At 60.3% G+C, this 22155-nt stretch carries 25 protein-coding genes; 17 read left to right on the forward strand and 8 right to left on the reverse strand.

The genetic code is table 11. The annotated features are described in order from the left end of the window. Positions 1–24: 24 nt before the first annotated feature. The 3 genes from AB4K19_RS03410 to AB4K19_RS03420 are packed head-to-tail and all read right to left on the reverse strand — an operon-like array spanning position 25 to position 2788. Positions 25–1155: a mandelate racemase/muconate lactonizing enzyme family protein gene (locus AB4K19_RS03410; RefSeq protein WP_375230537.1), complete on the reverse strand. Its 1131-nt coding sequence runs from the start codon at positions 1153–1155 to the stop codon at positions 25–27. Next, positions 1152–1895, reverse strand: a complete 744-nt coding sequence (locus AB4K19_RS03415) for a sulfite exporter TauE/SafE family protein (protein ID WP_375230538.1) — start codon at positions 1893–1895, stop codon at positions 1152–1154. The genes AB4K19_RS03410 and AB4K19_RS03415 overlap by 4 nt, the downstream gene beginning before the upstream one ends. Further along, positions 1892–2788, reverse strand: coding sequence for a LysR family transcriptional regulator (locus tag AB4K19_RS03420; protein ID WP_436399055.1), 897 nt, complete (start codon positions 2786–2788; stop codon positions 1892–1894). Before AB4K19_RS03420 ends, AB4K19_RS03415 begins: the two co-directional genes overlap by 4 nt. 147 nt (positions 2789–2935) lie before the next feature. Here AB4K19_RS03420 and AB4K19_RS03425 point away from each other — a divergent pair, with 147 nt between their 5' ends. The 10 genes from AB4K19_RS03425 (at position 2936) to AB4K19_RS03470 (ending at position 10948) form a co-directional block, all read left to right on the forward strand. After that, the gene (locus tag AB4K19_RS03425) at positions 2936–3910 is read left to right on the forward strand and encodes a Bug family tripartite tricarboxylate transporter substrate binding protein (protein WP_375230540.1); all 975 of its coding nucleotides are present in this window, start codon (positions 2936–2938) and stop codon (positions 3908–3910) included. A gap of 88 nt (positions 3911–3998) precedes the next feature. Continuing rightward, positions 3999–4490: a tripartite tricarboxylate transporter TctB family protein gene (locus tag AB4K19_RS03430; protein WP_375230541.1), complete on the forward strand. Its 492-nt coding sequence runs from the start codon at positions 3999–4001 to the stop codon at positions 4488–4490. Beyond that, positions 4487–5989, forward strand: a complete 1503-nt coding sequence (locus tag AB4K19_RS03435) for a tripartite tricarboxylate transporter permease (protein ID WP_436399058.1) — start codon at positions 4487–4489, stop codon at positions 5987–5989. The genes AB4K19_RS03430 and AB4K19_RS03435 overlap by 4 nt, the downstream gene beginning before the upstream one ends. Positions 5990–6138: 149 nt before the next feature. Then, positions 6139–6516, forward strand: coding sequence for a hypothetical protein (locus AB4K19_RS03440; protein WP_375230542.1), 378 nt, complete (start codon positions 6139–6141; stop codon positions 6514–6516). Then, positions 6513–7583 (forward strand): Rieske 2Fe-2S domain-containing protein, encoded by a 1071-nt coding sequence (locus tag AB4K19_RS03445; protein ID WP_375230543.1) that lies wholly within the window; start codon positions 6513–6515, stop codon positions 7581–7583. The genes AB4K19_RS03440 and AB4K19_RS03445 overlap by 4 nt, the downstream gene beginning before the upstream one ends. Then, positions 7580–8341, forward strand: coding sequence for a hypothetical protein (locus AB4K19_RS03450; protein ID WP_375230544.1), 762 nt, complete (start codon positions 7580–7582; stop codon positions 8339–8341). Before AB4K19_RS03445 ends, AB4K19_RS03450 begins: the two co-directional genes overlap by 4 nt. Next, entirely contained in the window at positions 8338–8616 is a 279-nt protein-coding gene (locus tag AB4K19_RS03455; RefSeq protein WP_436399060.1) for a hypothetical protein, read from the forward strand. The genes AB4K19_RS03450 and AB4K19_RS03455 overlap by 4 nt, the downstream gene beginning before the upstream one ends. Positions 8617–8730: 114 nt before the next feature. Next, positions 8731–9435, forward strand: a complete 705-nt coding sequence (locus tag AB4K19_RS03460; RefSeq protein ID WP_375230545.1) for an ABC transporter permease — start codon at positions 8731–8733, stop codon at positions 9433–9435. After that, on the forward strand, positions 9429–10145 hold the full coding sequence (locus AB4K19_RS03465; protein WP_375230966.1) for an ABC transporter ATP-binding protein: 717 nt from the start codon (positions 9429–9431) through the stop codon (positions 10143–10145). Before AB4K19_RS03460 ends, AB4K19_RS03465 begins: the two co-directional genes overlap by 7 nt. After that, positions 10142–10948, forward strand: a complete 807-nt coding sequence (locus AB4K19_RS03470) for a substrate-binding domain-containing protein (protein WP_375230546.1) — start codon at positions 10142–10144, stop codon at positions 10946–10948. The genes AB4K19_RS03465 and AB4K19_RS03470 overlap by 4 nt, the downstream gene beginning before the upstream one ends. Before the next feature lie 3 nt (positions 10949–10951). Here AB4K19_RS03470 and AB4K19_RS03475 read toward each other — a convergent pair whose 3' ends face one another. The 4 genes from AB4K19_RS03475 to AB4K19_RS03490 are packed head-to-tail and all read right to left on the reverse strand — an operon-like array spanning position 10952 to position 13409. Beyond that, complete coding sequence (locus AB4K19_RS03475; protein WP_375230547.1) at positions 10952–11446, reverse strand: DUF6505 family protein; 495 nt, start codon at positions 11444–11446, stop codon at positions 10952–10954. Beyond that, entirely contained in the window at positions 11443–12147 is a 705-nt protein-coding gene (locus tag AB4K19_RS03480) for a biotin/lipoate--protein ligase family protein (RefSeq protein WP_375230548.1), read from the reverse strand. Before AB4K19_RS03480 ends, AB4K19_RS03475 begins: the two co-directional genes overlap by 4 nt. After that, complete coding sequence (locus AB4K19_RS03485) at positions 12144–13211, reverse strand: Mrp/NBP35 family ATP-binding protein (RefSeq protein ID WP_375230549.1); 1068 nt, start codon at positions 13209–13211, stop codon at positions 12144–12146. Before AB4K19_RS03485 ends, AB4K19_RS03480 begins: the two co-directional genes overlap by 4 nt. After that, positions 13212–13409, reverse strand: a complete 198-nt coding sequence (locus tag AB4K19_RS03490) for a DUF6494 family protein (RefSeq protein WP_375230550.1) — start codon at positions 13407–13409, stop codon at positions 13212–13214. Positions 13410–13503: 94 nt separating this feature from the next. Here AB4K19_RS03490 and AB4K19_RS03495 point away from each other — a divergent pair, with 94 nt between their 5' ends. Next, positions 13504–14238 (forward strand): hypothetical protein, encoded by a 735-nt coding sequence (locus tag AB4K19_RS03495; RefSeq protein ID WP_375230551.1) that lies wholly within the window; start codon positions 13504–13506, stop codon positions 14236–14238. Here the strand turns inward: AB4K19_RS03495 and AB4K19_RS03500 are convergent. Continuing rightward, positions 14232–16184: a 4Fe-4S binding protein gene (locus tag AB4K19_RS03500; protein WP_436399062.1), complete on the reverse strand. Its 1953-nt coding sequence runs from the start codon at positions 16182–16184 to the stop codon at positions 14232–14234. The genes AB4K19_RS03495 and AB4K19_RS03500 overlap by 7 nt on opposite strands. A 385-nt stretch (positions 16185–16569) precedes the next feature. Between AB4K19_RS03500 and AB4K19_RS03505 the strand changes: the two genes are divergently transcribed. The 6 genes from AB4K19_RS03505 to fdh3B all read left to right on the forward strand — a co-directional run bounded on the left by AB4K19_RS03505 (position 16570) and on the right by fdh3B (position 22147). Further along, a complete protein-coding gene (locus AB4K19_RS03505) occupies positions 16570–17094 on the forward strand; it encodes a DUF3305 domain-containing protein (protein ID WP_436399063.1) in 525 nt (174 codons plus the stop codon). Then, positions 17091–17705, forward strand: a complete 615-nt coding sequence (locus AB4K19_RS03510) for a DUF3306 domain-containing protein (protein WP_375230552.1) — start codon at positions 17091–17093, stop codon at positions 17703–17705. The genes AB4K19_RS03505 and AB4K19_RS03510 overlap by 4 nt, the downstream gene beginning before the upstream one ends. Further along, on the forward strand, positions 17702–18310 hold the full coding sequence (locus AB4K19_RS03515) for a TorD/DmsD family molecular chaperone (protein WP_375230553.1): 609 nt from the start codon (positions 17702–17704) through the stop codon (positions 18308–18310). Before AB4K19_RS03510 ends, AB4K19_RS03515 begins: the two co-directional genes overlap by 4 nt. Positions 18311–18363: 53 nt before the next feature. After that, positions 18364–18555 carry a twin-arginine translocation pathway signal protein gene (locus tag AB4K19_RS03520; RefSeq protein WP_375230554.1) on the forward strand — a complete coding sequence of 64 codons (192 nt, stop codon included), beginning with the start codon at positions 18364–18366 and terminating at the stop codon, positions 18553–18555. A 97-nt stretch (positions 18556–18652) separates the two neighbouring features. Beyond that, positions 18653–21535, forward strand: a complete 2883-nt coding sequence (locus tag AB4K19_RS03525) for a formate dehydrogenase subunit alpha (RefSeq protein ID WP_375230555.1) — start codon at positions 18653–18655, stop codon at positions 21533–21535. A gap of 15 nt (positions 21536–21550) precedes the next feature. Further along, complete coding sequence (fdh3B, locus tag AB4K19_RS03530) at positions 21551–22147, forward strand: formate dehydrogenase FDH3 subunit beta (protein WP_159975708.1); 597 nt, start codon at positions 21551–21553, stop codon at positions 22145–22147. Positions 22148–22155 lie beyond the last annotated feature (8 nt).

Genomic DNA, 22155 nt, shown 5'->3' on the forward strand with positions numbered 1-22155 from the left:
TTCTGCTGCAAGGGTGGCGCGCGGTCAGGAAAGTTCAAGCGCCAGTGTCTGGAATGGTGTGATTGCTTCGGGCAGATCCACGATGCCCAGCCCCGCCGAGGTGTTGAGATGCCACTGGCCGTCCCTGAGCGGCATATCATCGAGGAAAGCATCCCGCAGAGGGTTCGGGTTTGCATCGACTTCCAGCACACCCGGTCCGCCAGCGGCTGCCAGCAGATGTGCCGATGCGATCAGACCAATACCGCCGCCCAGGAAGTGCGGGCAATAGGTTACGGCAGCTTTGTGCGCGTCCTGCGCGACCTGCAGGCACCCGGTCACGCCCCCCCATTTGGCCACATCCGGCTGAAGAAAAGACAGGTGACCCCGTGCGAGCACCGCCTGAAACTCTGTCAGTCCTGCGATGTTTTCTCCGGCGGCCAGGGGCATGGTGCCGGTGTTGGTAAGCGCCATCCATTCTGATGCAGGTCTGTCTGCGGCCAGTGGCTCTTCGAGCCAGGTGAGGCCCAGGTCAGCGCCAGCGGTCATAAAGGTCAGCGCCTGCATCACATCCCAGGCCTGGTTTGCATCCGCGCAAAGTGTCTCACCCGTCAGAAGCTCAGATTTCAGCTGCGACAGCAGTTCCAGATCCCGTTCCAGGCTGAAACCAACCTTGACCTTGAACCGGGAAATGCCCTGTTCCCTGGCCTCGGGGATCATCCCGCCCGCGCGGTCAATGGCAATACCACTGGCGTAAACGGGCACCTTGGTGCCAGCACCGGCGCTGATTGCCTGTGCCAGCGGGACACCCTTGTGCTGCGCGCGGATATCATGTGCTGCTGTATCCAGCCCGGCGATGACCTGCGCGAAAGGGCCCGGCTCCCCGCATTGCAGCGCACGGATGTGTGTGGCCCGGGTCAGGCGCTGCCAGAGATCTTCGGGGCCATCAAACACCTGATTAAGGACAAGGGGGCCGATATCGCGGATAAGCAGATGCGCGCGGTGTTCTGCACCTGCCGCGGGCCAGTTTGCGAAGATCTCGCCCCATCCGGATGCGCCGTGACTGTCTGTCAGCCGCACAAATACGGCCGGGCGGTCGCGCATGATCCCGAAGGAGGTTGCCACCGGCGCGGGCGTTGGTGCCCGGTACACGAAAACTTGGATGCGGTCGATTTTCATAGCACTTCCCGGATCAGCATGGCGGTTCCTGACACGAGGCAGAGCCCGATCAGCAGCCTCGTGAATACCGCGTCCGGCAGGCGTCTGAACACCATCAGGCCCAGTCGGGCGAAAAGCAGGGCCACGGGCAGTGCAAGGGCGAAAAAGACCAGCGTCTGCGCCGTGAACGCGCCGGAAAAAACCAGCAACACCAGCGTCGCTGACAGAATGATCACGTTGAAGGGTTGCAGTACGGCACGCAGCTCGCTCTTTGGCCAGCCGCGCAGTGAACACCACATGGTGGGCAGCGCGCCGGAAAGGGCTGCAGCACCGCCCAGAATACCACCTGAAAAGCCAACGGCCATATCCGGCAGACCGGTTCCCGGTGTGACGGCCGGCAACTGGCGGCGCAGTGTGAAATAGCCGCCGTAGCAGATCAGGAACAACGCAATTGTGAGTTTCAGCACGTCCGCATCAAGCACCTGCAACAGCGAAACGCCAAGCGGCACGCCCAAAAGCCCAGGCACCGCAAAACGCGCCAGCCGTGCAGGATTCTGCGCGATTTCCCGCCGGACGACCCATGCCCCCTGCAAACCGTTGACCGCCGCCAGACCGACGCTGAGCGCAACGGCCTGCACCGGTGGCATGACTGTGAGGAAAAACCCCATCGCAAAAAGAGCAGTGCCAAAGGCCGCAAGGCCATTGACGAAACCGGCGGCCGCCGCACCGAGGCAGATAAAAAGCGCTTCTGTCCCGGTCATATGCCGTCCGGGGCCGGCGCGTTTTCCCGGACGGCGCGCAGACACAGATCATGCAGTTCCGTCACAATGCGGGTGCGCGGGTTGTCCCGCCTGTGGGCCAGTCCCAGCAGCCGGACAGGTGCGTCCGGTCCCAGCGACAGGCGTTTGAGCGGCAGAGGTTCGCGCATCTGTACACAGCGGCGCGGCACAATCGCCACGCCGAGATTGGCATGTACCATGCTCGAGATGGCCTCCAGGTCCTCAAGCTCCATGGTTTCATTCACCCGCAGGCCTTTTTTCTGCAGCCAGGCTTCGATCATATGACCGACGACCGCGTCACGGTTGAAACGGATAAACGGCATTGATGCCAGCAGCTCGAACGGATCGTCGCTTTTGGTATCGCGCGACGCCAGCAACTGAACCGGCTCTTCGGCGATATCATGAAAGGCAAGCCCTGGGGGCAGGGTGCCGGGCCGGGTGATCAGCGCCGCATCCAGCGCACCCCGTTCCAGCTGCGAGACCATCCCGGTCGTCAGCCCGGGAAACAGGCGCACATGCACTTCCGGATGCCGCTCCACCAGCATGGAGATCACGGAGGGCACCAGCGTTGTCAGTGTGGTCGGCAGTGCGCCCAGTGCAATCTCGCCGCTGACACCGGTTTCGCCCAACACGGAGGGCAGGATCTGGTCATAGGCCCGGACAACTTCGCGTGCGCGGGCAACCAGAGCCCGTCCCAGGGGCGTCAGTTCAGGTGTCCGGCGGCTCCGGTCGAAAAGCTGGACACCCCACGACTCTTCCAGCGCCCGCATCTGCTGGCTGACCGCGGCGTGTGTGACAAAGACCGCATCAGCCGCGGCACTGAAGGTTTTGTGCTCATCAATGGCGATCAGCGTCCGCAGGGTTCGGATGGACATGGATGATTGCCTTTTTGTTAGCGCAGCTAACGATCTGTGTAATTTTATATTGCTTCGTCAAAGCTTGTCTTAACGATACCGTTTGTCAAGGGCGATGGGGACGCTTGATGCTTCACGTCTCAACAGGGATCCAATTGGGAGGAAACGATGAAATTCAGGACACTTGGCGCCATCTGCGCCCTCGGGCTTGGCCTTGCGACCACAGCGGCGGCCGAATACCCCGAACGGCCGATCAATATGGTCATTCCTTATGGTGCCGGTGGGGCAACCGATATTTCAGCCCGGACCATCGCTGAACCGCTTGGAAATGCGGTTGGCAGCCCGCTGGTCATGGCCAATGTGACAGGCGCCGGCGGTGCGACAGGCTCCGTTGCGGTGCAGAACGCGAAAGCGGACGGCTACACGATGCTTTTTGCCCGTGTCGGATCGCATTCGGTGAACCCGGCGATGAAGGCGACGCTGCCCTACACGCTTGATGATTTCCGTTTCGTGACCGTTTACGAGATCAACCCTGTGGCCTGTGCTGTGAGCCCGTCTTCGGGCATCACATCCATGGACGATCTGATTGCAAAGGTCGCTGAAGGCGGCGTGACATATTCTTCTTCCGGCGTCGGATCTCTGCTGCATATCGCGGCCGTGATGGTGCTGTCTGAGTTCGGCGTTGAAGAGCCACTGACGCAGACCACGCACATTCCGCAGAAAGGCGGCGGGGCTGCGGCCACGGCCGTTCTGAACGGCACGGCAACGTTCCTGTGCACCAACTCTTCGGCGCTTGCGAGCTTTGTGGCAAACAAACAGCTTGTGCCGCTGATGGTGACAACGCCGGACCCCGTTCCCGGTTTTGATGCCCCGACAGCTGCCGATCTAGGTAAACCCGCGCTGCACCAGCTCGTTGGCTGGACAGGTATCGCAGGCCCCGATGATCTGCCGGATGATGTCGCAGACAAGTGGGGCGCATGGATGGCTGAGGCCACGGCTGATGGAGAATTCCTGGAAAAGATGACGGCCCGCGGTTCGGTGATCGAGCTGATGGATCCGGTCAAGGCCAATGAGTTCATCGAAGGCCAGTACAACACGTTCCGCAAACTTGTGGACGAACTGGGTATGCGGATCGAAGGCTGAGGCCTCTGATCACAGTACTATCGAGCGACGCCGGGCTTCTTGTGGCCCGGCGTTTCCAACTCTAACGTCCGGGCAGGGGGCGCGGCACATGACAGAAAGACAGGTCCAGATTTCATTGGGGAGCGGCGCGATCATTGCGTCACTTTTTCTGCTGCTCTGGGCCATTCCGCAGTGGGTGTCCTCGCCCAGCAACGTGCAGCGCCTGATCCTCTCCCCTCTGTTCTGGCCCTACGCTCTTGCTGGCTTTACCGGACTGGCAGGCCTTGGTCTGCTGATCGGCGGTTTGCGGGCAGCAGACGACGGCGTGCCGGTAAATACGCCATCTGATGATCCGGCTGCGGCCTGGATGCGGCTTGCCGGTATGGCGGTGATTATGGGGCTGACGATGTTTCTGATGCCGCGCCTCGGCATGGTACTGACCTCCATGCTCGTGTTTGTGGCCTCCGCGTTCCTTGTACGCACACGCCATCCGGTCACGGCGGTGGTCTGCGCCATCATCATTCCCCTGATCCTGTACGCATTCTTTGCCCATGTCGCCGGTGTGGCGATCCCGCAGGGCAATTTTCTGAGGTTGCCATGAGTTTTCTGGACAGTATTGCAGCGGGTCTCAGTGTCGTCGGGAACATCGAAGCCTTTCTGGCGCTGTTCGTTGGTGTGGCCATTGGCGTGGTCGGTGGCGCAATCCCGGGCATGTCGGCCACGATGGCTGTGGCGCTGACGCTGCCTTTTACCTTTGCCATGCAGCCCATAACCGGCATCCTTCTGCTGCTGGGGGTCTACAAAGGGGGTATTTTCGGCGGCTCGATTCCTGCGATCCTGATCAAAACGCCGGGCACGCCGGCATCATCGGCCACGATCCTGGACGGTTATCCGATGGCGGAAAAGGGTGAGGCGGGGCGCGCGCTGGGCATGGCGCTCTGGGCGTCCTGCACGGCTGACGTTATCTCGAACCTTGCACTGATCCTGTTTGCCGGATGGCTCGCCTCTTTCGCGCTGAGCTTCGGGCCGCCGGAATTCTTCACACTGATCCTGTTCTCTCTGACGATCATCGCGGGCGTCTCCGGCAAAAGCCTGTTGCGGGGTGCGCTTTCTGCCCTTCTGGGGCTGTTGCTGGCCACAGTGGGGCTTGATCTCGTCTACGGAACGAACCGGTTCACGTTTGGCGACCCCAATATGATGGGCGGTCTGAATTTCATCGCGGTGCTGATCGGGCTCTTCGCTATTCCCGAAATCCTGGCGATGGTCTGGAACCCGACAGCACATGTCGGCACAGCCCGCAGCCTGGGCAAGAACTGGGTCACGTTCGCAGACTACCGGCGCAGCTTTAAATCCATCGTACGGGGCAGTTTTATCGGTGTTTTCCTGGGCTCTATCCCCGGGATCGGTGCGGCGCCTTCGGCGTTCCTGAGCTATTCGGAAGCGCGCCGCACCTCAAAAAACCAGGCAAATTTCGGTAAGGGCGAAGTTGAGGGTGTCGCCGCCTCTGAGGCGGGGAACAACGGCGTCGCCGGTGCGACGCTGATCCCGCTTCTGGCGCTGGGAGTGCCGGGCGATGTGATCACCGCGATCATCATCGGTGCCTTCATGATCCATGGCCTGCAGCCTGGCCCTATGATGTTTATCCTGAACGTAGACATCATCTATGGCCTGTTCATTGGTCTGATTGTGAGTTCCGTCTTCCTGTTTTTTGTGGGGTCAGTCGCGATCCGCGGGTTCAAATACGTGGCGGATGTTCCGAAACGTATCCTGATCCCGGGCGTTCTGGTGCTCTGCATCTACGGTGTTTTCGCGGTGAACAACAACATCTTCGATGTGGGTGTTATGTTCGTCATGGGGTGGGTCGGGTTTCTGATGGTACGGTTTCAGATACCGGCAGCACCGTTCCTGATTGCCTTCATTCTGGGGCCACTGCTTGAGGATAACTTCCGCCAGTCCATGCTGATGTCCGGCAGCGACCCGGCCATCCTGTTCCGCGGTCCGATTACCTGGTTTTTCTGGGGCCTGACGGTCCTGACGGTGATTGCAATTGTCCGCGCAGGGGTGCGTGCCGTGCGGGGGGCGTCGCTGACCGGGCAGTGAAACGCAGCCGTACCACAAGTGACCAAGAAACGGCAGCACCCCGCCAAAGGACGGGAAACATTGGACATTGCGAAAAATGTGATTTTCTTTTCCCGGCAAAGTAGCGCACTTTCTGTCACAGAAACCGACATGCAACACCGGGGAGACCGATGAACGAAGCCGAAGCGATTTTAGTGGGCCTGCGCGTCTGGGCCATGATCGGAGCGGCGGTGGCTGCTGTATTTCTGACCATCGGCATGGACCGCATCGATGAGGATGCGCAGGGGGCCTATATCTTCCGGCCGCTGCTGATCCCCGGTGTTCTTGTCATCTGGCCACTCGTGCTGTGGCGGTGGTATGTTTACGAAAGCGGCCGCGAGGTCTGGGGCAGGCGGTATGACCCACCCCGCAGGGCGCATTTTGCGGTGGGTATGATCCTGCCCGCAGGTATTGCGCTGATCATCCTGGTGGGTCTGTCACTGCGCCAGACGTGGCCTGCGGATATTGCACCGGTTCAGTTGTCTGCATCCGATGAGGTCAGCCAGTGAGCGTCAAATACACACCCGTTCAGTGGAACAACAACAAATACATTTACGATGCTGTGATGCTCGTGGGAGTTGCTCTGTTTCTCTACGTGTTTCTTTATGCGGCTCCGGGCATTCTGAGCCATGAACGACCGATCAATCCGCAGGTTCATAACGCGCGTGCTTTTGGTGCCTGTGCCTTTGTGATGCTGACCGTGATCCTGTGTATCGGGCCGCTTGCGCGGCTTGATAAACGGTTTCTGCCGCTGCTTTACAACCGCCGGCATTTCGGTGTGATGACTGTATTCGTGGCACTCACACATGCCTCTTATATCCTGAACTGGTACTTTGCTTTTTCGAGCTCGGACAAGTTCGAGGCGCTGTTGTTTGCGAATACGTCCTACAGCCAGCTGGCCGGTTTTCCGTTCGAGGCCTTCGGGATTTTTGCGCTGCTCGTGCTGGTGATCCTCGCGGCTACCAGTCATGATTTCTGGATGAAGTTCCTGACCCCGCCTGTCTGGAAACGGATCCACTACCTCATCTATCCCGCCTATCTGTCTGTCGTCGCACATGTGTCTCTTGGGATCCTGCAGGACCAGCAGAACCACGCCTTTACGGTGATTTTCATCGGTGGCGCGGTGCTGGTCGGCGTGCTGCATCTTATGGCCGCACTGCAGGAACGGCGCGCAGATGCGGCCACGGTTGCTACCGCGGCGGACTGGATCGACATCTGCGATGTTTCCGAGATGTCGGACGGGTTTGCAAAGATCCGGTTGCTGCCCGAAGGGGACCGTGTTGCCGTCTACCTGAACAATGGCACGCTGAGCGCGATTTCAAACGCCTGTGCCCACCAGAACGGCCCGCTGGGCGAAGGCCGGATTATTGACTGCCTCGTGACATGCCCCTGGCACGGGTTTCAGTATGATGTGACCTCCGGGCGGTCACCTGCACCGTTTACGGAAAAAGTGCCCACCTATAATCTGCGGCTCAACGGTACACGCGTCCAGGTCGACCCGGCGGCAAATCCGCCCGGCACTTTTGTTCAGCCGGTGCCGGTCCCGGGCATGAATACTCAGGAGGTACCGGCATGAGCGAGAAAAACAGCCCCTTCTTCGTTGGATACCTTTCAGCGCCGCGCGGCCTGCGGATGTTTTTGCTGGTGATTTGTGTGGTATTCGTTTCCGGACTGGGCGGTCTTGGTCTGGCGCTGGGTGTGGCCCAGGATGATCCGGGCGATGGTGCGTTCCGGTTCGACTATGGCCGGCAAACTGTAAAAGGCGTTCTGGAAATGACGCCCTATCCGGTGGTGCGCGTCACAGAAGGCAGTGAGCGGGTTGCCGTTGGTCAAACGCTGATGCTGTCGGGACAGGGCAAGAACAGTGTGATATCACGCACTGCGCCGCTTGACGGTCAGCTGGTTCAGGTATCGGGCGTTATTCTGGACCGAGGTGATCTGGAGATGATGCAGTTGCGCGGTGGCCGCAACGGTGTGGCTGGCGTCGAAGGCGAGGCACCCGAAATGGCGACCGAGCAGCTGGGCCGCTGGCGACTTGCCGGCGAAATCTGCGACGGTAAATGCCTTGCAGGCGCGATGCGTCCGGGGCGGGGGCTTGCCCATAAAGCCTGCGCAAATCTTTGTCTGCTGGGCGACATTCCACCAGTGTTTGTGACCACACAGCCGGTCGAGGGGCACGAGTATCTGCTGATCACCGGCCCGGATGGCACAGCGCTGCCCGAGAGCGCCTATCACCACGTCGCACAGTTCATTTCGCTTGAGGGTGAGGTGGAGCGACGGGGAGATCTGCTGGTGCTGCGCATGGACCCGGAAACGGTGGAGGTCGTGAGATGATCCGACGGTTTCTGATCCTGCTGTTCATGTTCTTTGTCACTGTCGTTCTGGTGTATCTGTCGCGTTTCTGGACCTGGTCTCTCTGGCCGCGCTCGGGACTTTTTGGAATTGAGGAACTGCGACCGCAGGGGGGGCTGCTGGCGCGCTGGCTCCGCGGTACGGATGCGGCTCCCTATGAGTTGCTGATCTGGGCGGTCGGCGTTTTTGTGGTGCTCAGTCTGCTGCAGAAACTCTGGGACAAACTGCCATCGCGAGGGGACAACGGCGACAGCTGACAGATGCCCGGTGATGCGCCCCTGCGTGGCCGTCACACATTGCGGATGCGCCCGGATTGGCCTACTCATTCAGGACTGATTTCTCAACGCCGGGCCCGTGGACTGACCTGACATATGAACGACATCTTTGAAGGTCTCGCGTCCGCTTTCTGGCTGGTGGTGACCCTGGATGCAGACCTGATCGAGATCAGCCTGCGCTCGCTCCAGGTCAGCCTCACGGCACTTGTCATCGCCTCCGCCATTGCACTGCCACTGGGCACGCTTCTGGCGATCCGCCGGTTTCGCTTTCGCAGGCTGACGATCTCGTTGCTGAACGCGCTGATGGGCCTGCCGCCGGTTGTCGTGGGGCTGATTGTCTATATCCTGTTGTCGCGTTCGGGCCCTTTCGGTGTTCTGGGTCTGCTGTTCACACCAACAGCGATGATCATCGCACAGGTCATCATTATCACACCGCTCATTGCGTCGATCACGCACCAGGCGATGCGGGAACTTTGGGCGGAATACCATGATCTGCTGATATCGCTGAACACCAGTGGCCGTCAGCGGATCATGACGCTCATCTGGGACGGACGCCGCAACCTGCTGACCGCCTCTCTTGCGGGATTTGGCCGTGCGATTGGTGAGGTTGGCGCAATCATGATCGTCGGCGGAAATATCGACAACGCCACCCGTGTGCTGACAACCGCCATCGCACTGGAAACCGGCAAGGGTGATTTTGCACTGGCGCTGGCCTTGGGATTTGTCCTGATTGCTCTGGCCATCGGCGTTAATATCGCGATCCACTGGCTGTCACGGACAGAGCGGGAGGGACGCTGGTGACCTCAATCCTGCCTTTGACCCTCGAAAATGTCTCGGTGCGCCGGCGGGGCAAACGTCTCATCGGCCCGGTCGACCACACGCTGGGCTCTGACGGGCTGACGATCATCTGCGGTCCCAACGGCAGCGGCAAAACCACGCTGCTGCGGGTCATGCATGGGGTAGAGCGCCTGAGCGAAGGTGTGGTCCGCTGGAGCGTGCCGGATGAAGAGGCCCAGCATCATCAGGCATATGTGTTTCAGACGCCGATCATGCTGCGCCGCCCGGTGGCTGATAATCTGCGGTATCCGCTGCAGCTGCTGCGCAGGCCGCGTGCGGAGATTGATGCAGCCGTTGCGCTGTGGGCCGAACGGATCGGTCTGCAGGACAGGCTGAAACTGCAGGCGACCCGGTTGTCGGGCGGGGAAAAACAGCGTCTAGCGCTGGCCCGCGCGCTGATCCGTGACCCGCAGGTGCTGTTTCTGGATGAACCCTGTGCCAATCTTGATGGCGCATCGACACGGGCGATTGAAACCCTGTTGCAGGCCGCACTGGATGCCGGCACGCGGATTGTGATGACCACGCATGATCTGGGACAGGCGCGTCGCCTTGCACATGATGCGGTCTTTATGCTGCATGGGCAGGTACATGAAGCAGGCACTGCGCCGGCATTTTTTGAAACACCACAGACCGAAGCGCTGCGCGCCTTTCTGAGAGGAGATATTGTGACATGACCGGGCGAATTCTTGCGACACTTGCCGCTGTGCTGATGACTGCGGCAGCGCAGGCTGAAGAGATGAAACTGGCTGTCACAACCTCATTTGAGAACTCTGGCCTGTCAGATGTGCTGCTGCCTGCGATCCGCGAAGACACAGGCATAGACGTTCAGTTGCTGGTGGTCGGCACGGGGCAGGCGCTCCGCCTTGGAGAGGCAGGAGATGTGGATGCAATCCTTGTGCATTCGCGCGCGGCTGAGGAGGCTTTTGTCGAAGGCGGATACGGTACGCACAGGCGCGAGATCATGTACAACGATTTCGTCTTCATCGGCCCGGTGGATGATCCGGCTGCCGTGGGAGGCGCTGCGTCAGCTGCTGAAGCGCTGAAAAAGATCGGGACAGAAGAGCCTGCGTTTGTGAGCCGCGGCGACGACAGTGGTACACATAAGAAAGAGCTCTCGCTCTGGAAAGCCGCGGGTTTTGACGCTGGCACCTTCGGAGGCTGGTACCGTCAGGTTGGGGCCGGCATGGGGGCCAGCCTGAATACGGCGTCCGGGCTCAATGCCTACATCCTTGCGGACCGCGCCAGCTGGCTGAATTTCGGCAACAAGGGGGAACTGGCACTGCTTTATTCAGGTGATCCGGTTCTGTTCAATCAATACGCTTTTTTGCCGGTGAATCCTGAGCTTCATGGGCACGTGCGGCATGATCTGGCGCTGCGGCTTGAAGACTGGCTGACTGGTGAGCGGGCGCGTGACCTGATAAACAGCTATGCGATCAACGGCGAGACGCTGTTCATTTTCAACGCCACGACAGACTGACGATCAGTGCTGGTGTGGCTCGTCGTCGAGCGAGCCGTGCACGGCAAACTGTTCGATGCCTGCATCCTGCGGTTCGATCATGCCGTAGGATTCGCGCACTCCGGCGTCGGTCAGTTCACGGGTGACGGTCAGCAGCGTGTTGGGGGCGAAGTCCTCGCACAATTCCAGCATCTGCCGCAGTTCTTCATGTGCAACAGGCAGGGCGGCCTCCTGTGAGGGCGCGCCATAGATGCTCACAAAATGCCCGGCCAGTGCCTGGGCCAGCGCATCAATCTCGTTCTGCTCGACCTGGGTGACCGCCACAAAACTGGTGCGCCCGAAGGTTTCCACCCCCATCCAGCCGTTGGTAAAGGCCTGTTTTGCCTTGCCGACGAGATCACCCTCTGACCAGTTCGAAAATTCGAACCCGCCCGAGATACACCATTCGCCTGTGCGTGCCGGGCTGTGGAAAACACGGGTGTCGCTGTCGTCGAAGTGAATGGCGCGGGCGAGTTTCATGGGGCGTCCTGTAAGGTATCAGTCAGGGGTATGATGCGCGTCTGACCATCATGCTGCAACAGCATTCCAAAGGTTTCGTCAACGCCGATAAAGGTGCCGGTATGACCGGATTGGGTGACCTCTTCTTTCAGGCCGGATGCAAGACCTTCCCACTCGCGGTGCAGGGGCCGCAGCCCTTCGTCTGTCCAGCGGTTCAGCCAGACAAGCGAATGCCGCACCCATGCCTCCAGCAGGTCCCCGGGATCGACCTCAGAGCACCCTTCTGCATAAAGTGTTGTGACATCGGGCGTTTCGCCTGTTTCCTGCGTGCCATCTGCCAGTGCGACGTCGAGCCCGATCACCAGCCAGTCCGGTTCAGCCTTGGGGTCAGTCCCGCCAGCGGTGCACGAAATGCTGCCTGCCGCGGCCCCGTTCAGGCGAATGCCGCCCGCCCATTCGAGATGAACACTGACTTCCGGCGGGGCGAGGGCACCGAGGGCATTCTGGAACCCTATACCACACACCGGCAGCATGATCAGAGCCTCGGCCAGTGGAACCTCCGGCGCAAAAACGATGGCCGCCCTCAGCCTTTCCGCAGTGATGTCATAGGTCACCAGTCCCGCGTCACAGCCGTTGCGCGCCTCGGTACAGGCCGCCGTGACCGGATCAGCGCCGGCGGTGGCCATCCCGGTGAACAGGGGAGGGAACTGCGGTCCGCTCATGCCTTGCCGTCAGCAATCAGCTGTTTTGCGACGGTCCGGAAAACACCGGCCTGGGGGCTGTCCGGTTTCGACACGACAATCGGCGCGCCACCATCGGCTGCCAGTCTGATGTCGAGATGCAGCGGGATTTCGGCCATCAGAGGCACGCCCAGTTTTTCAGCTTCGGCAGCAACGCCGCCATGCCCGAACACATGCTCTTCATGCCCGCAGTTTGAACAGATATGCGTCGACATATTTTCGATCATGCCCAGGATCGGTGTGCCCAGCTGATTGAACATATCAATGCCCTTGCGCGCATCGAGCAGCGCCACATCCTGCGGGGTTGAGACCACCACAGCCCCATCCACCTGGAATTTCTGTGTCAGCGTCATCTGAACGTCACCGGTGCCCGGAGGCAGATCGACGATCAGCACGTCAAGCGCACCCCACTGGACCTGGTTCATCATCTGCTGCAGAGCGCCCATCAGCATCGGGCCGCGCCAGACGGTTGCCTGGTCGTCATTGGTCATCAGCCCGATGGACATCATGGTGACGCCGAAATTGCGCATCGGCAGAATGGTCTTGCCATCAGGCGACGCCGGTCGCCCCGAAACCCCCAGCATCCGTGGTTGCGACGGACCGTAGACATCAGCGTCCAGAAGCCCGACGCGCCGGCCCTCTGCCGCAAGTGCGCAGGCCAGATTGGACGATACGGTGGATTTGCCCACACCACCCTTGCCGGATGCGACGGCGATGATCCGGTCGACGCCTGGTACTTTCTGCGGACCGGAGGGCTCTGCCGCGCGCTGCGGCTTCAGGTCGGGCGGTGCTGCGGGGCTGCTGTGTGCGGTCATCACCACGGAGACGTTTTCCGCGCCGAGCGCCTTGACCGCTGCCTCAGCAGCATCGCGCACCTTGCCGTAGATTTCAGCCTGCGAGGGCGGCACTTCCATCACAAAACGCACAGCGCCGTCGTCCCCGACAGTCAGCGCCTTCACAAGGCCTGCGGATATCATATCGGACCCGCTGACCGGATCGCTGATCTCTTTCAGTGCGGCCAGAACCGCGTCACGCGTGACAGTCATTCAGCTCTGCCCACCCGAAATCTGCCCGGTCACGACGTGTTCCATGTCCAGCCCGTCGATGGTCAGCACGACGCGCGCCTCAAAGGTCTTGCCGGTCGTGTCACCCGCATTCCGCATCGCCTCTTCGATGGCCTGCTGAGAGGTCACACCGACCTGTTTGAGGAATTTGCGCATCGACATGTTAAGGTCATCTGACATGGTGTGGTCCTTTCCGGGATCGGTATGAAAACTTGACGGTGGATAAAACGCGCGCCTAGGCTGGATGCAACGCTATGTGCGGAGGAGGCGCGATATGCGGAGATTTCTCGGAGCTTTTGTCTGCGCTTTGGGTCTTGGACCGGCTATTGGCAATGCCGAAGACCTGAAACTTGCCGTGCCAGGGGTGCTGGAGGCCTCGGGGCTTGCGCAGTACATCGTGCCGCGCTTTTCGCTCAAAACGTCCGTACGTATCGAGCGGGTGGGCGAGGGGCAGCCGTCTGACATGCAGTTCACCGATGCCGGTACGGCGGTTTTCCAGGGCCCGTCGCAGCGTTGGGGGCTGGAGCACAACGGTGACCCGCGTGCTGTGCGGTTTCTGGAGTGGCTGCGGTCCGATGTGGGCAAACGTACCATTGAAAGTTTCACCGCCGGGGATGGCACCACCTATTCTGCCGAACTCACGACGGCCCGTGTCGAGGTGGATGTCTCCTTTGATGGCGATATCAGCAAGGGCGAGACCCTGTCGCTTGCTCTGTGCGGGCGTTGTCATGTGATCAATGAGAGCAACAGGATGAACGGCATGGGATCCACACCGTCTTTCCGCGTGCTGCGGGGATTTGGTGACTGGGACCGGCGGTTTGCCAATTTTCATCTGCTCAACCCGCATCCGAGTTTCACCCAGATTGAGGGCGTCACCGATCCCTTTGATCCCAGTCTGCCCTCGCCCATCGTGCCCGTTGAGCTGACCGTGGACGATCTGCAGGCCATCCTCGCCTATGTGTCGGGCGTAACCCCGGCCGATCTGGGTGCGCCGCTGCAACTTCAGTGATCCCTGCGCTTGCTCAGGTAATCTTCGGTTGTTCTGACGCGGGGCTTCTCGCCCCCCGAGAACGGGTTATTTTCCGAGTGGTACTGCGCCTGGATACGGCAGTTGTCACACATCTGGATCATGCGGGCGGCATCTGACGTGGCGAACATGTGATGATTGCCTGCCAGCTTTTCCATTATTCTTTCAACGGTGGATTTCGTGCCGAACAGCGTGCCGCATTCCACACAGGCAAAGGGCTCTTCTTCATGCAGCACCTGCTGGGTAAAGGCGTCATCCGTCAGGTTCAGGCGAGGCTCAAGAGTAATGGCCTTTTCCGGACAGACATTGCTGCACAGACCACACTGCAGGCAGGCGTCTTCCTGAAAACGAAGCTGTGGCAGGTCTGCATTGTCGCCAAGCGCGCCGGACGGGCACAGGGAGACACAGGCAAGACAGAGGGTGCAGGCATCCGTGTCCACAAGGACGGCGCCATAGGGTGCGGCCTCCGGCAGCGGAACTGTTTCCGCATCCGGCTGCAGTGCGCGGGCTGCGAGGCGCGTGACCTGGCGGCGGGTACCAATCGGAAGAACCGGGTCCTGCAGCGCATCCTGTGAACCGGCGGAATAGAGCTCTTCTGACAGGGAGTCGGGGTCGTTGAGGTCCAGCAACATGACACCCGGTTTCCCCGCGATTGCGTTGGCCAGCTCAGTCTCAGAAGCCAGAACATCGCGGTCGGAGCGTGGTGCGGCCAGGATTCTGACGGACCCGAAACCGCAGGCCAGCGCAGCCAGCATTTCCGCGTGACCGAAACCCGCCAGCGCGTCGGTTTCAAACGGAATGACATCGGCGGGCAGTCCACGCCCGTATCTTGCTGCCAGCGAGATCATCTCGTTGCCGTAGCTGTCGTGCACAAGCAGCCTTGGGGCGGTACCACCACTATTGCGGAAAGTGGACGCCAGCGTGTTCAGCCGCGTATAAACAGTCGCGACCGGCGGCGCGTCATAGCTGATTGCACCTGAGGGGCAGAGCGCCGAACAGGCCCCGCATCCCGCGCAGATCAGCGGATCAATGGCTACATGCTCCCCCGCGGAAGTAATGGCACCGGTTGGACAGACGTTCAGACACTTTGAACAGGCCGGTTTCTCTGCGCGTGAATGAGCGCAAAGGCTTTCTTCGAGGCGCACATAAAGAGGCTTTTCAAATGTGCCGGTCAGTTGTGCAGCCTCTGCGAGGACACGGGCCACCTCGGACGGATTGCGCGGGTCCGCCCGCAAGTAACCGTCGCGTTTCTCATGGGCGCTGAAACGCGGTGCATCACCACTCAGATCCAGGAGAATATCGCATTCCGTCATCGCGCCATCGCGCGCCTCACTCCAGCGGGCCTCACCACGGCCGCCCTGTACCATCTGGCGGAACCCGTCAATGCGCAGGCTGAAATTTCCCAATGCGCCCGAGGCGCGGGAAATGGTCCCCACGACGGCGTCATAAGCCTGACCGTGATCAACGGGTTGGGGGGCGTCCAGCAAAACGGTGACCGACAGGCTGGCGCTCAGCTCTTTTGCCGCAGCAAGCGCCGTTTCCGCCGGGCCGGTGATCAGGCAGACGCCCTCGGAGACGATATCAATGCTCTTTTCGGCAGGGCTCGCCAACAGGGCTTCCGCTACAAGAGCGGCCGTCTTGGGGTTTTCCCGGCCCGCATCATCGCTCCAGCCGGAGCGGTCACGGATGTCAACGAAAGCCGGCGTTTCAGCGCTGATCTCCGCGGCAAGGTCTGTAAAAAGACCCGCCATCTGCTGGCAGGCGATCATGACATCACCATCCTGCATCAGCCGGGCTGTCTGTTCGACCTGCGCACCGCAGGCATCGGTCAGCGTGCCGGCACAGTCCAGACCGGTCGCGGCTGATATTTTATCCGCGTCCGGAGACTGGCTGCCGAGGCAGTCGCACAGGATCAGTTTGCTGGTCATGTCCTCTCCCTTTTGCTGCGTCGCGCAACGATCCGTTCCGGCGAAACAGCAGCGGCCTACAGCTATTCAGGTCTGGCTCCGGAGGTAAACAGGATTCGGCCCTGACAGACGCGAAAAAGTGCAGGTTTTTTTCGGAAGTGCAGAATAATTCCAAACGTGTTTCGCTCTGTGAAACGTCTCGTTTTCCCTTGCAAACATAGGCCTTGCTGCCCCGGGCGCCGGTTCACCGGCCCGCCTCAGCTGTTTGTGCGCGGTTGTATGCAGTTTTTTCTGGGATAACAGCGATGTTTTGATAGTCTGATGAAAACAATGATCAGCCACGTCACAGGGAACCGACTTGGGTGTAGCCATACAACAGTCTCAGACAATGCCGGTGGGTATTGTCATGCGCCGTTCGCCGGGTGTTACCCGCTGGGCGAAGTGGGCGTGGAAAGCGACGGCCGTGCTGCCGGGCGCGGTACCGGCTTCGTGGCGCGAAATCCGCGAGGAAGGTGATATCACCGAGTTCCATGCGGGTACGCTGGATATATCGCTGTATGTCTCCGACACCGAAGCCTATGCGCATGAACTGAGCACCCAGACGCCATCTGTCTACGTTGTACTGCGGCACCCCGAGCATGAAACCGATGCGCCACTTGATCTGGTACATGTCACGGTCTCACCTTACGAGGCTCAGGACTACTGCGATTCAGGCGAGGAGCTTGTTGAGAAAGTGCCGATGCCGCCGGCTCTGCTGCAGTGGGTGGCAGAATTTGTGCACAGGCATCATGTTGAGGAGCCGTTCGTAAAACGCCGCCGCAACAAGGCACGTACCGACAGAGTTCAGAATGGCATCGGTGATCCGCGCATTGCGCAGCCCACTGATGTTTACCGCGCTCCATCCCGCGCGCCGTCGGAGGTTTCTGAATGAGCGCTGCCGGGTCTTTCTGGGCGCGTCGGCGCGCCGGTGTTGAGGCAGAGGCGCAGGCCGACCGTCGTGCGGCCGAAGCAGAAGATACACAGGCGCGCGAAGCGGCGTATGCAGAACAGGATGATGCGACACTTCTGACGGAACTGAACCTGCCCGATCCGTCAACCTTGCAGGACGGCGATGACTTCTCTGTTTTCATGTCCCGCGAAGTGCCCGAACGGTTCCGGAAAATAGCGCTGCGTCGTCTGTGGCGCAGCAATCCGGTTCTGGCCTGTGTTGACGGTCTGAATGAATACGATGACGACTACACCATCGGAATGTCAGGTCAGGTCGTGAAGACGGCCTACCAGGTGGGTAAAGGCATGATGGCGCATGTCGAAGAGATGGAGCGCCAGAAAGAAGCCAAGGCCGAAGCGCAGATTGCAGCAGATGATGCGGTTGAAGCAGCGGAGGATGATGTTGCCGAAGTATCACCGGCAGCAGATGACGCAGAGCATCAGGCCGCTGAAGAGACACAGCCGGCAGAGGCGGAGCCCGCAGAAGAGACAGCCCTCGCTGCGGTTGCACCGCGGCGCCGCATGGCGTTCAGGTTTGAGGAGACTGGCGCATGAGCGCTGAGGCACAGACAATTGATGTCGCCCCCGAAGACCGCCTGAGAGCGGATCTTTACAATTTCATGGGTCTGTTGCTGGCCCGTCCTGCCGATCAGGGAACACTGGACCAGACGGCCGGCCTCAGCGGTGACGACAGTGCGTTGGGCGAGGCGGTAAGCGGCCTCGCGCGCGTGGCGAAAGCCAGCAAACCCAAAGCAGTAGAGCGTGAATTCAATGCGCTTTTCATCGGGCTGGGACGGGGCGAACTGTTGCCTTATGCCAGCTACTATCTGACGGGCTTTCTGAATGAAAAGCCGCTGGCACGTCTGCGGCAGGACATGGCCGCGCACCAGATGACGCGGGCCGAGAATGTGTTTGAGCCCGAGGACAGCATGGCGTCGCTGATGGAGATGATGGCGGGCATGATTGTGGGCCGTTTCGGTGTACCGGCCACGCTTGAGAAACAGCGCACGTTCTTCAACAACCACATCGCCCCCTGGGCCTCGCATTTCTATACGGACCTTGAGGGGGCCAAAACATCCGTTTTTTACGCTTCGGTCGGGGCGGTGGGCCGTGAATTCATGGCCATCGAACGCGAAGCATTCCGAATGACAGCAGACTGATCTGCGCAGACCGGGCGGGACGCCGTCCACCACAGACTATGAGGAGGAAAGACATGACTGAGAAAACGAAGGACGGGGCAAGTCGCCGGGATTTTCTGAAATTTGCGGGAACGGCAGCACCTGCTGCAGTGGCCGCTGTTGCTGCAGGCGGCACGGCTGCTGAGGCAGCACCTGTCGATCTGTCCTCGGACAAGATGCAGGATACAGCGCACACCCGCGCATATCTGGAAAGCACACGCTTCTGAAGAGGTGGCGGCCAGGCGGTGCCTTACAGCGCCAGAGCCTGACGCTCAGAAATTCAAATAACCGAGCCACCTCAGAGGGGCAGCAAGGGAGGAAACCATGTTAAGGAAAAAGACCAATTCGGTCGGTCAGCGGGCAGGACGGACAAACATCCTGGCGCAGGCAGCATCCACATCAGTGGACCGTCGCGCATTTCTGCGCGGATCAGGTCTCGCCATTGGCGGGCTGGCGGCCGTAGTGGCAACCGGCGGAACCGTCACGCAGGCGTCGGCTGCGACAGCCGTGAACGGTGCCGTTGAGACGATCAAATCCGTCTGCACGCACTGCTCGGTGGGATGTACCGTCGTTGCAGAAGTTGCGAGCGGTGTCTGGACGGGGCAGGAGCCCGGCTGGGACAGTCCGTTCAACCTTGGCGCTCACTGTGCCAAAGGTGCAGCTGTGCGCGAACACGCCCACGGCGAGCGCCGCCTGAAGTACCCCATGAAGAAAGAGAACGGCGAATGGGTCCGTATCTCATGGGATCAGGCGATCAATGAGATCGGCGACGGGATGATGAAAATCCGCGACGAAAGCGGACCGGATTCTGTCTACTGGCTCGGCTCGGCCAAGTCGAACAACGAACAGGCTTACCTGTTCCGCAAGTTCGCGGCCTACTGGGGCACCAACAACGTGGATCACCAGGCGCGGATCTGTCACTCGACGACAGTGGCCGGTGTGGCGAACACATGGGGCTACGGCGCCATGACCAACAGCTACAACGATATCCACAATTCCAAGGCGATCTTCCTGATCGGCGGCAACCCGGCAGAAGCGCACCCGGTGTCGCTGCTGCACATGCTGCGTGCCAAAGAGCAGAACAATGCGCCGTTCATTGTCTGTGACCCGCGCTTCACGCGTACGGCGGCCCATGCTGACGAATATGTCCGGTTCCGTCCGGGGACAGACGTGGCGCTGATCTGGGGTATTCTCTACCACATCTTTGAGAATGGCTGGGAAGACCAGGAGTTCATCCGGACCCGTGTCTGGGGCATGGACCAGATCAAGGAAGAAGTGGCCAAATGGACACCTGAAGAGGTCGAGCGCGTTACCGGCACACCCGGCAGCCAGCTCAAGCGCGTTGCGCGGACTCTCGCAAACAACCGTCCCGGCACCGTGATCTGGTGTATGGGCGGCACGCAGCACACCAACGGGAACAACAACACCCGTGCGTATTGTGTTCTGCAGCTGGCTCTCGGCAACATGGGCACCGCTGGTGGCGGCACCAACATCTTCCGTGGCCACGACAACGTGCAGGGTGCAACGGACCTTGGTGTTCTGGCGAACACGCTGCCGGGCTACTATGGCCTGTCCGACGGTTCCTGGGCGCACTGGGCTCGTGTCTGGGAAGAAGACCTCGACTGGCTCAAGGGTCGCTTCTCGGACGCTGAATTCGGCGACAAGAAGATGATGAACCAGACCGGTATCCCCGTGTCGCGCTGGATTGACGGCGTGCTTGAGGATGCTGAGAACATGGACCAGCCGGATAACACCCGTGCCATGGTCTTCTGGGGGCATGCGCCGAACTCGCAGACCCGCATGAAGGAAATGAAGACCGCGATGGAGAAGCTGGATATGCTGGTCGTTGTTGACCCGTATCCGACGGTTTCCGCGGTGCTGCATGACCGCGAGGACGGTGTCTATCTGCTGCCGGCCTGTACACAGTTCGAAACCTATGGCTCTGTGACGGCGTCCAACCGGTCGCTGCAGTGGCGTGAGAAAGTGGTTGAGCCGCTCTTTGAATCGCTGCCGGATCACACGATCATGCACAAGTTCGCCACCAAGTTCGGTTTTGCGGACAAGATATTCCGGAATATCGCAGTCAACGGTGAGGAACCTCTGATCGAGGACATCACCCGCGAATTCAACCGCGGTATGTGGACCATCGGCTATACCGGTCAGTCGCCTGAGCGTTTGCGGATGCACATGGAAAACCAGCACACCTTTGACCGCACGTCGCTGCGCGCCATAGGTGGACCGGCAGACGGTGACTATTATGGTCTGCCATGGCCGAGCTGGGGCACCGCAGAGATGAACCACCCCGGGACACCGAACCTCTATGACATGTCCTTGCCGGTGGCAGAGGGCGGTCTGGCCTTCCGGGCGCGCTTTGGCGTCGAGCGGGACGGGGACAACCTTCTCGCAGAAGGCGTGTCCAACCCGGGTGCGGAAATCCAGGACGGCTATCCTGAGTTCACCATGCAGATGCTGATGGACCTTGGATGGGACGGTGACCTGACCGCAGAAGAGCGCGCCGCGATTGATGCGGTTGCGGGACCAAAAACCAACTGGAAAACCGACCTCTCGGGCGGCATCCAGCGGGTAGCGATCAAGCATGGCTGTGCGCCCTTCGGGAACGCAAAAGCCCGCGCGGTCGTCTGGACCTTCCCGGATCCGGTGCCGGTGCACCGCGAACCGCTCTACACCAACCGCCGCGACCTTGTGGCCGACTATCCGACCTACGAGGACAAGAAGTTCTGGCGCCTGCCGACAATGTACAAGTCGATCCAGGAAAACGACTTCTCCGCGGATTATCCGATCGTGCTGACCTCTGGCCGGTTGGTCGAATATGAAGGTGGTGGTGACGAGACACGGTCCAACCCGTGGCTTGCGGAACTGCAGCAGGACATGTTTGTCGAAGTGAACCCGCGTGATGCCAACAACCTTGGTATCCGTGATGGCGAACAGGTCTGGGTCGAAGGTCCCGAAGGCGGCAAGGTCAAGGTTATGGCCATGGTCACCGAACGGGTCGCATCGGGCGTTGCCTTTATGCCCTTCCACTTCGGTGGACACCTCGAAGGAGAGGACCTGCGGAGCAAGTATCCGGAAGGTGCCGACCCGTACGTTCTGGGTGAATCGACCAACACCGCACAGACCTATGGCTATGACAGCGTAACCCAGATGCAGGAGACGAAAGCCACTCTCTGCAAAATCTGGGCAGCATAAGGGAGGACATGAAAAATGGCCGCAAGAGCAAAATTTCTCGTCGACGCTGAACGCTGCATTGAATGCAACGCCTGTGTCACAGCCTGTAAGAACGAGCATGAGGTGCCATGGGGTATCAACCGCCGGAAGGTCGTCACCATCAATGACGGCAAACCGGGTGAACGGTCGATCTCAGTTGCCTGTATGCACTGCTCGGACGCGCCCTGTATGGCGGTATGTCCGGTAGACTGTTTCTACCAGAACGAAGAGGGTGTGGTTCTGCACTCCAAGGACCTCTGCATCGGCTGCGGGTACTGCTTTTATGCATGCCCCTTCGGTGCACCGCAGTTCCCGCAAGCGGGTAACTTCGGCAGCCGGGGCAAGATGGACAAATGTACCTTCTGTGCCGGTGGTCCTGAGGAGAACAACTCCACAGCTGAATTCGCCAAATATGGCCGCAACCGTATTGCAGAAGGCAAACTGCCGATCTGTGCGGAAATGTGTGCGACCAAGGCCCTGCTCGCAGGGGACGGCGATGTGGTGTCGAGCATCTACCGCGAGCGCGTCGTCGCCCGCGGCTTCGGCTCAGGCGCCTGGGGCTGGGGCACAGCCTACGACCAGAAAGGCGGCTGACTTATTCA

This window comes from Roseobacter phycocola (assembly GCF_042055075.2).
Classification (GTDB): Bacteria; Pseudomonadota; Alphaproteobacteria; order Rhodobacterales; family Rhodobacteraceae; genus Roseobacter.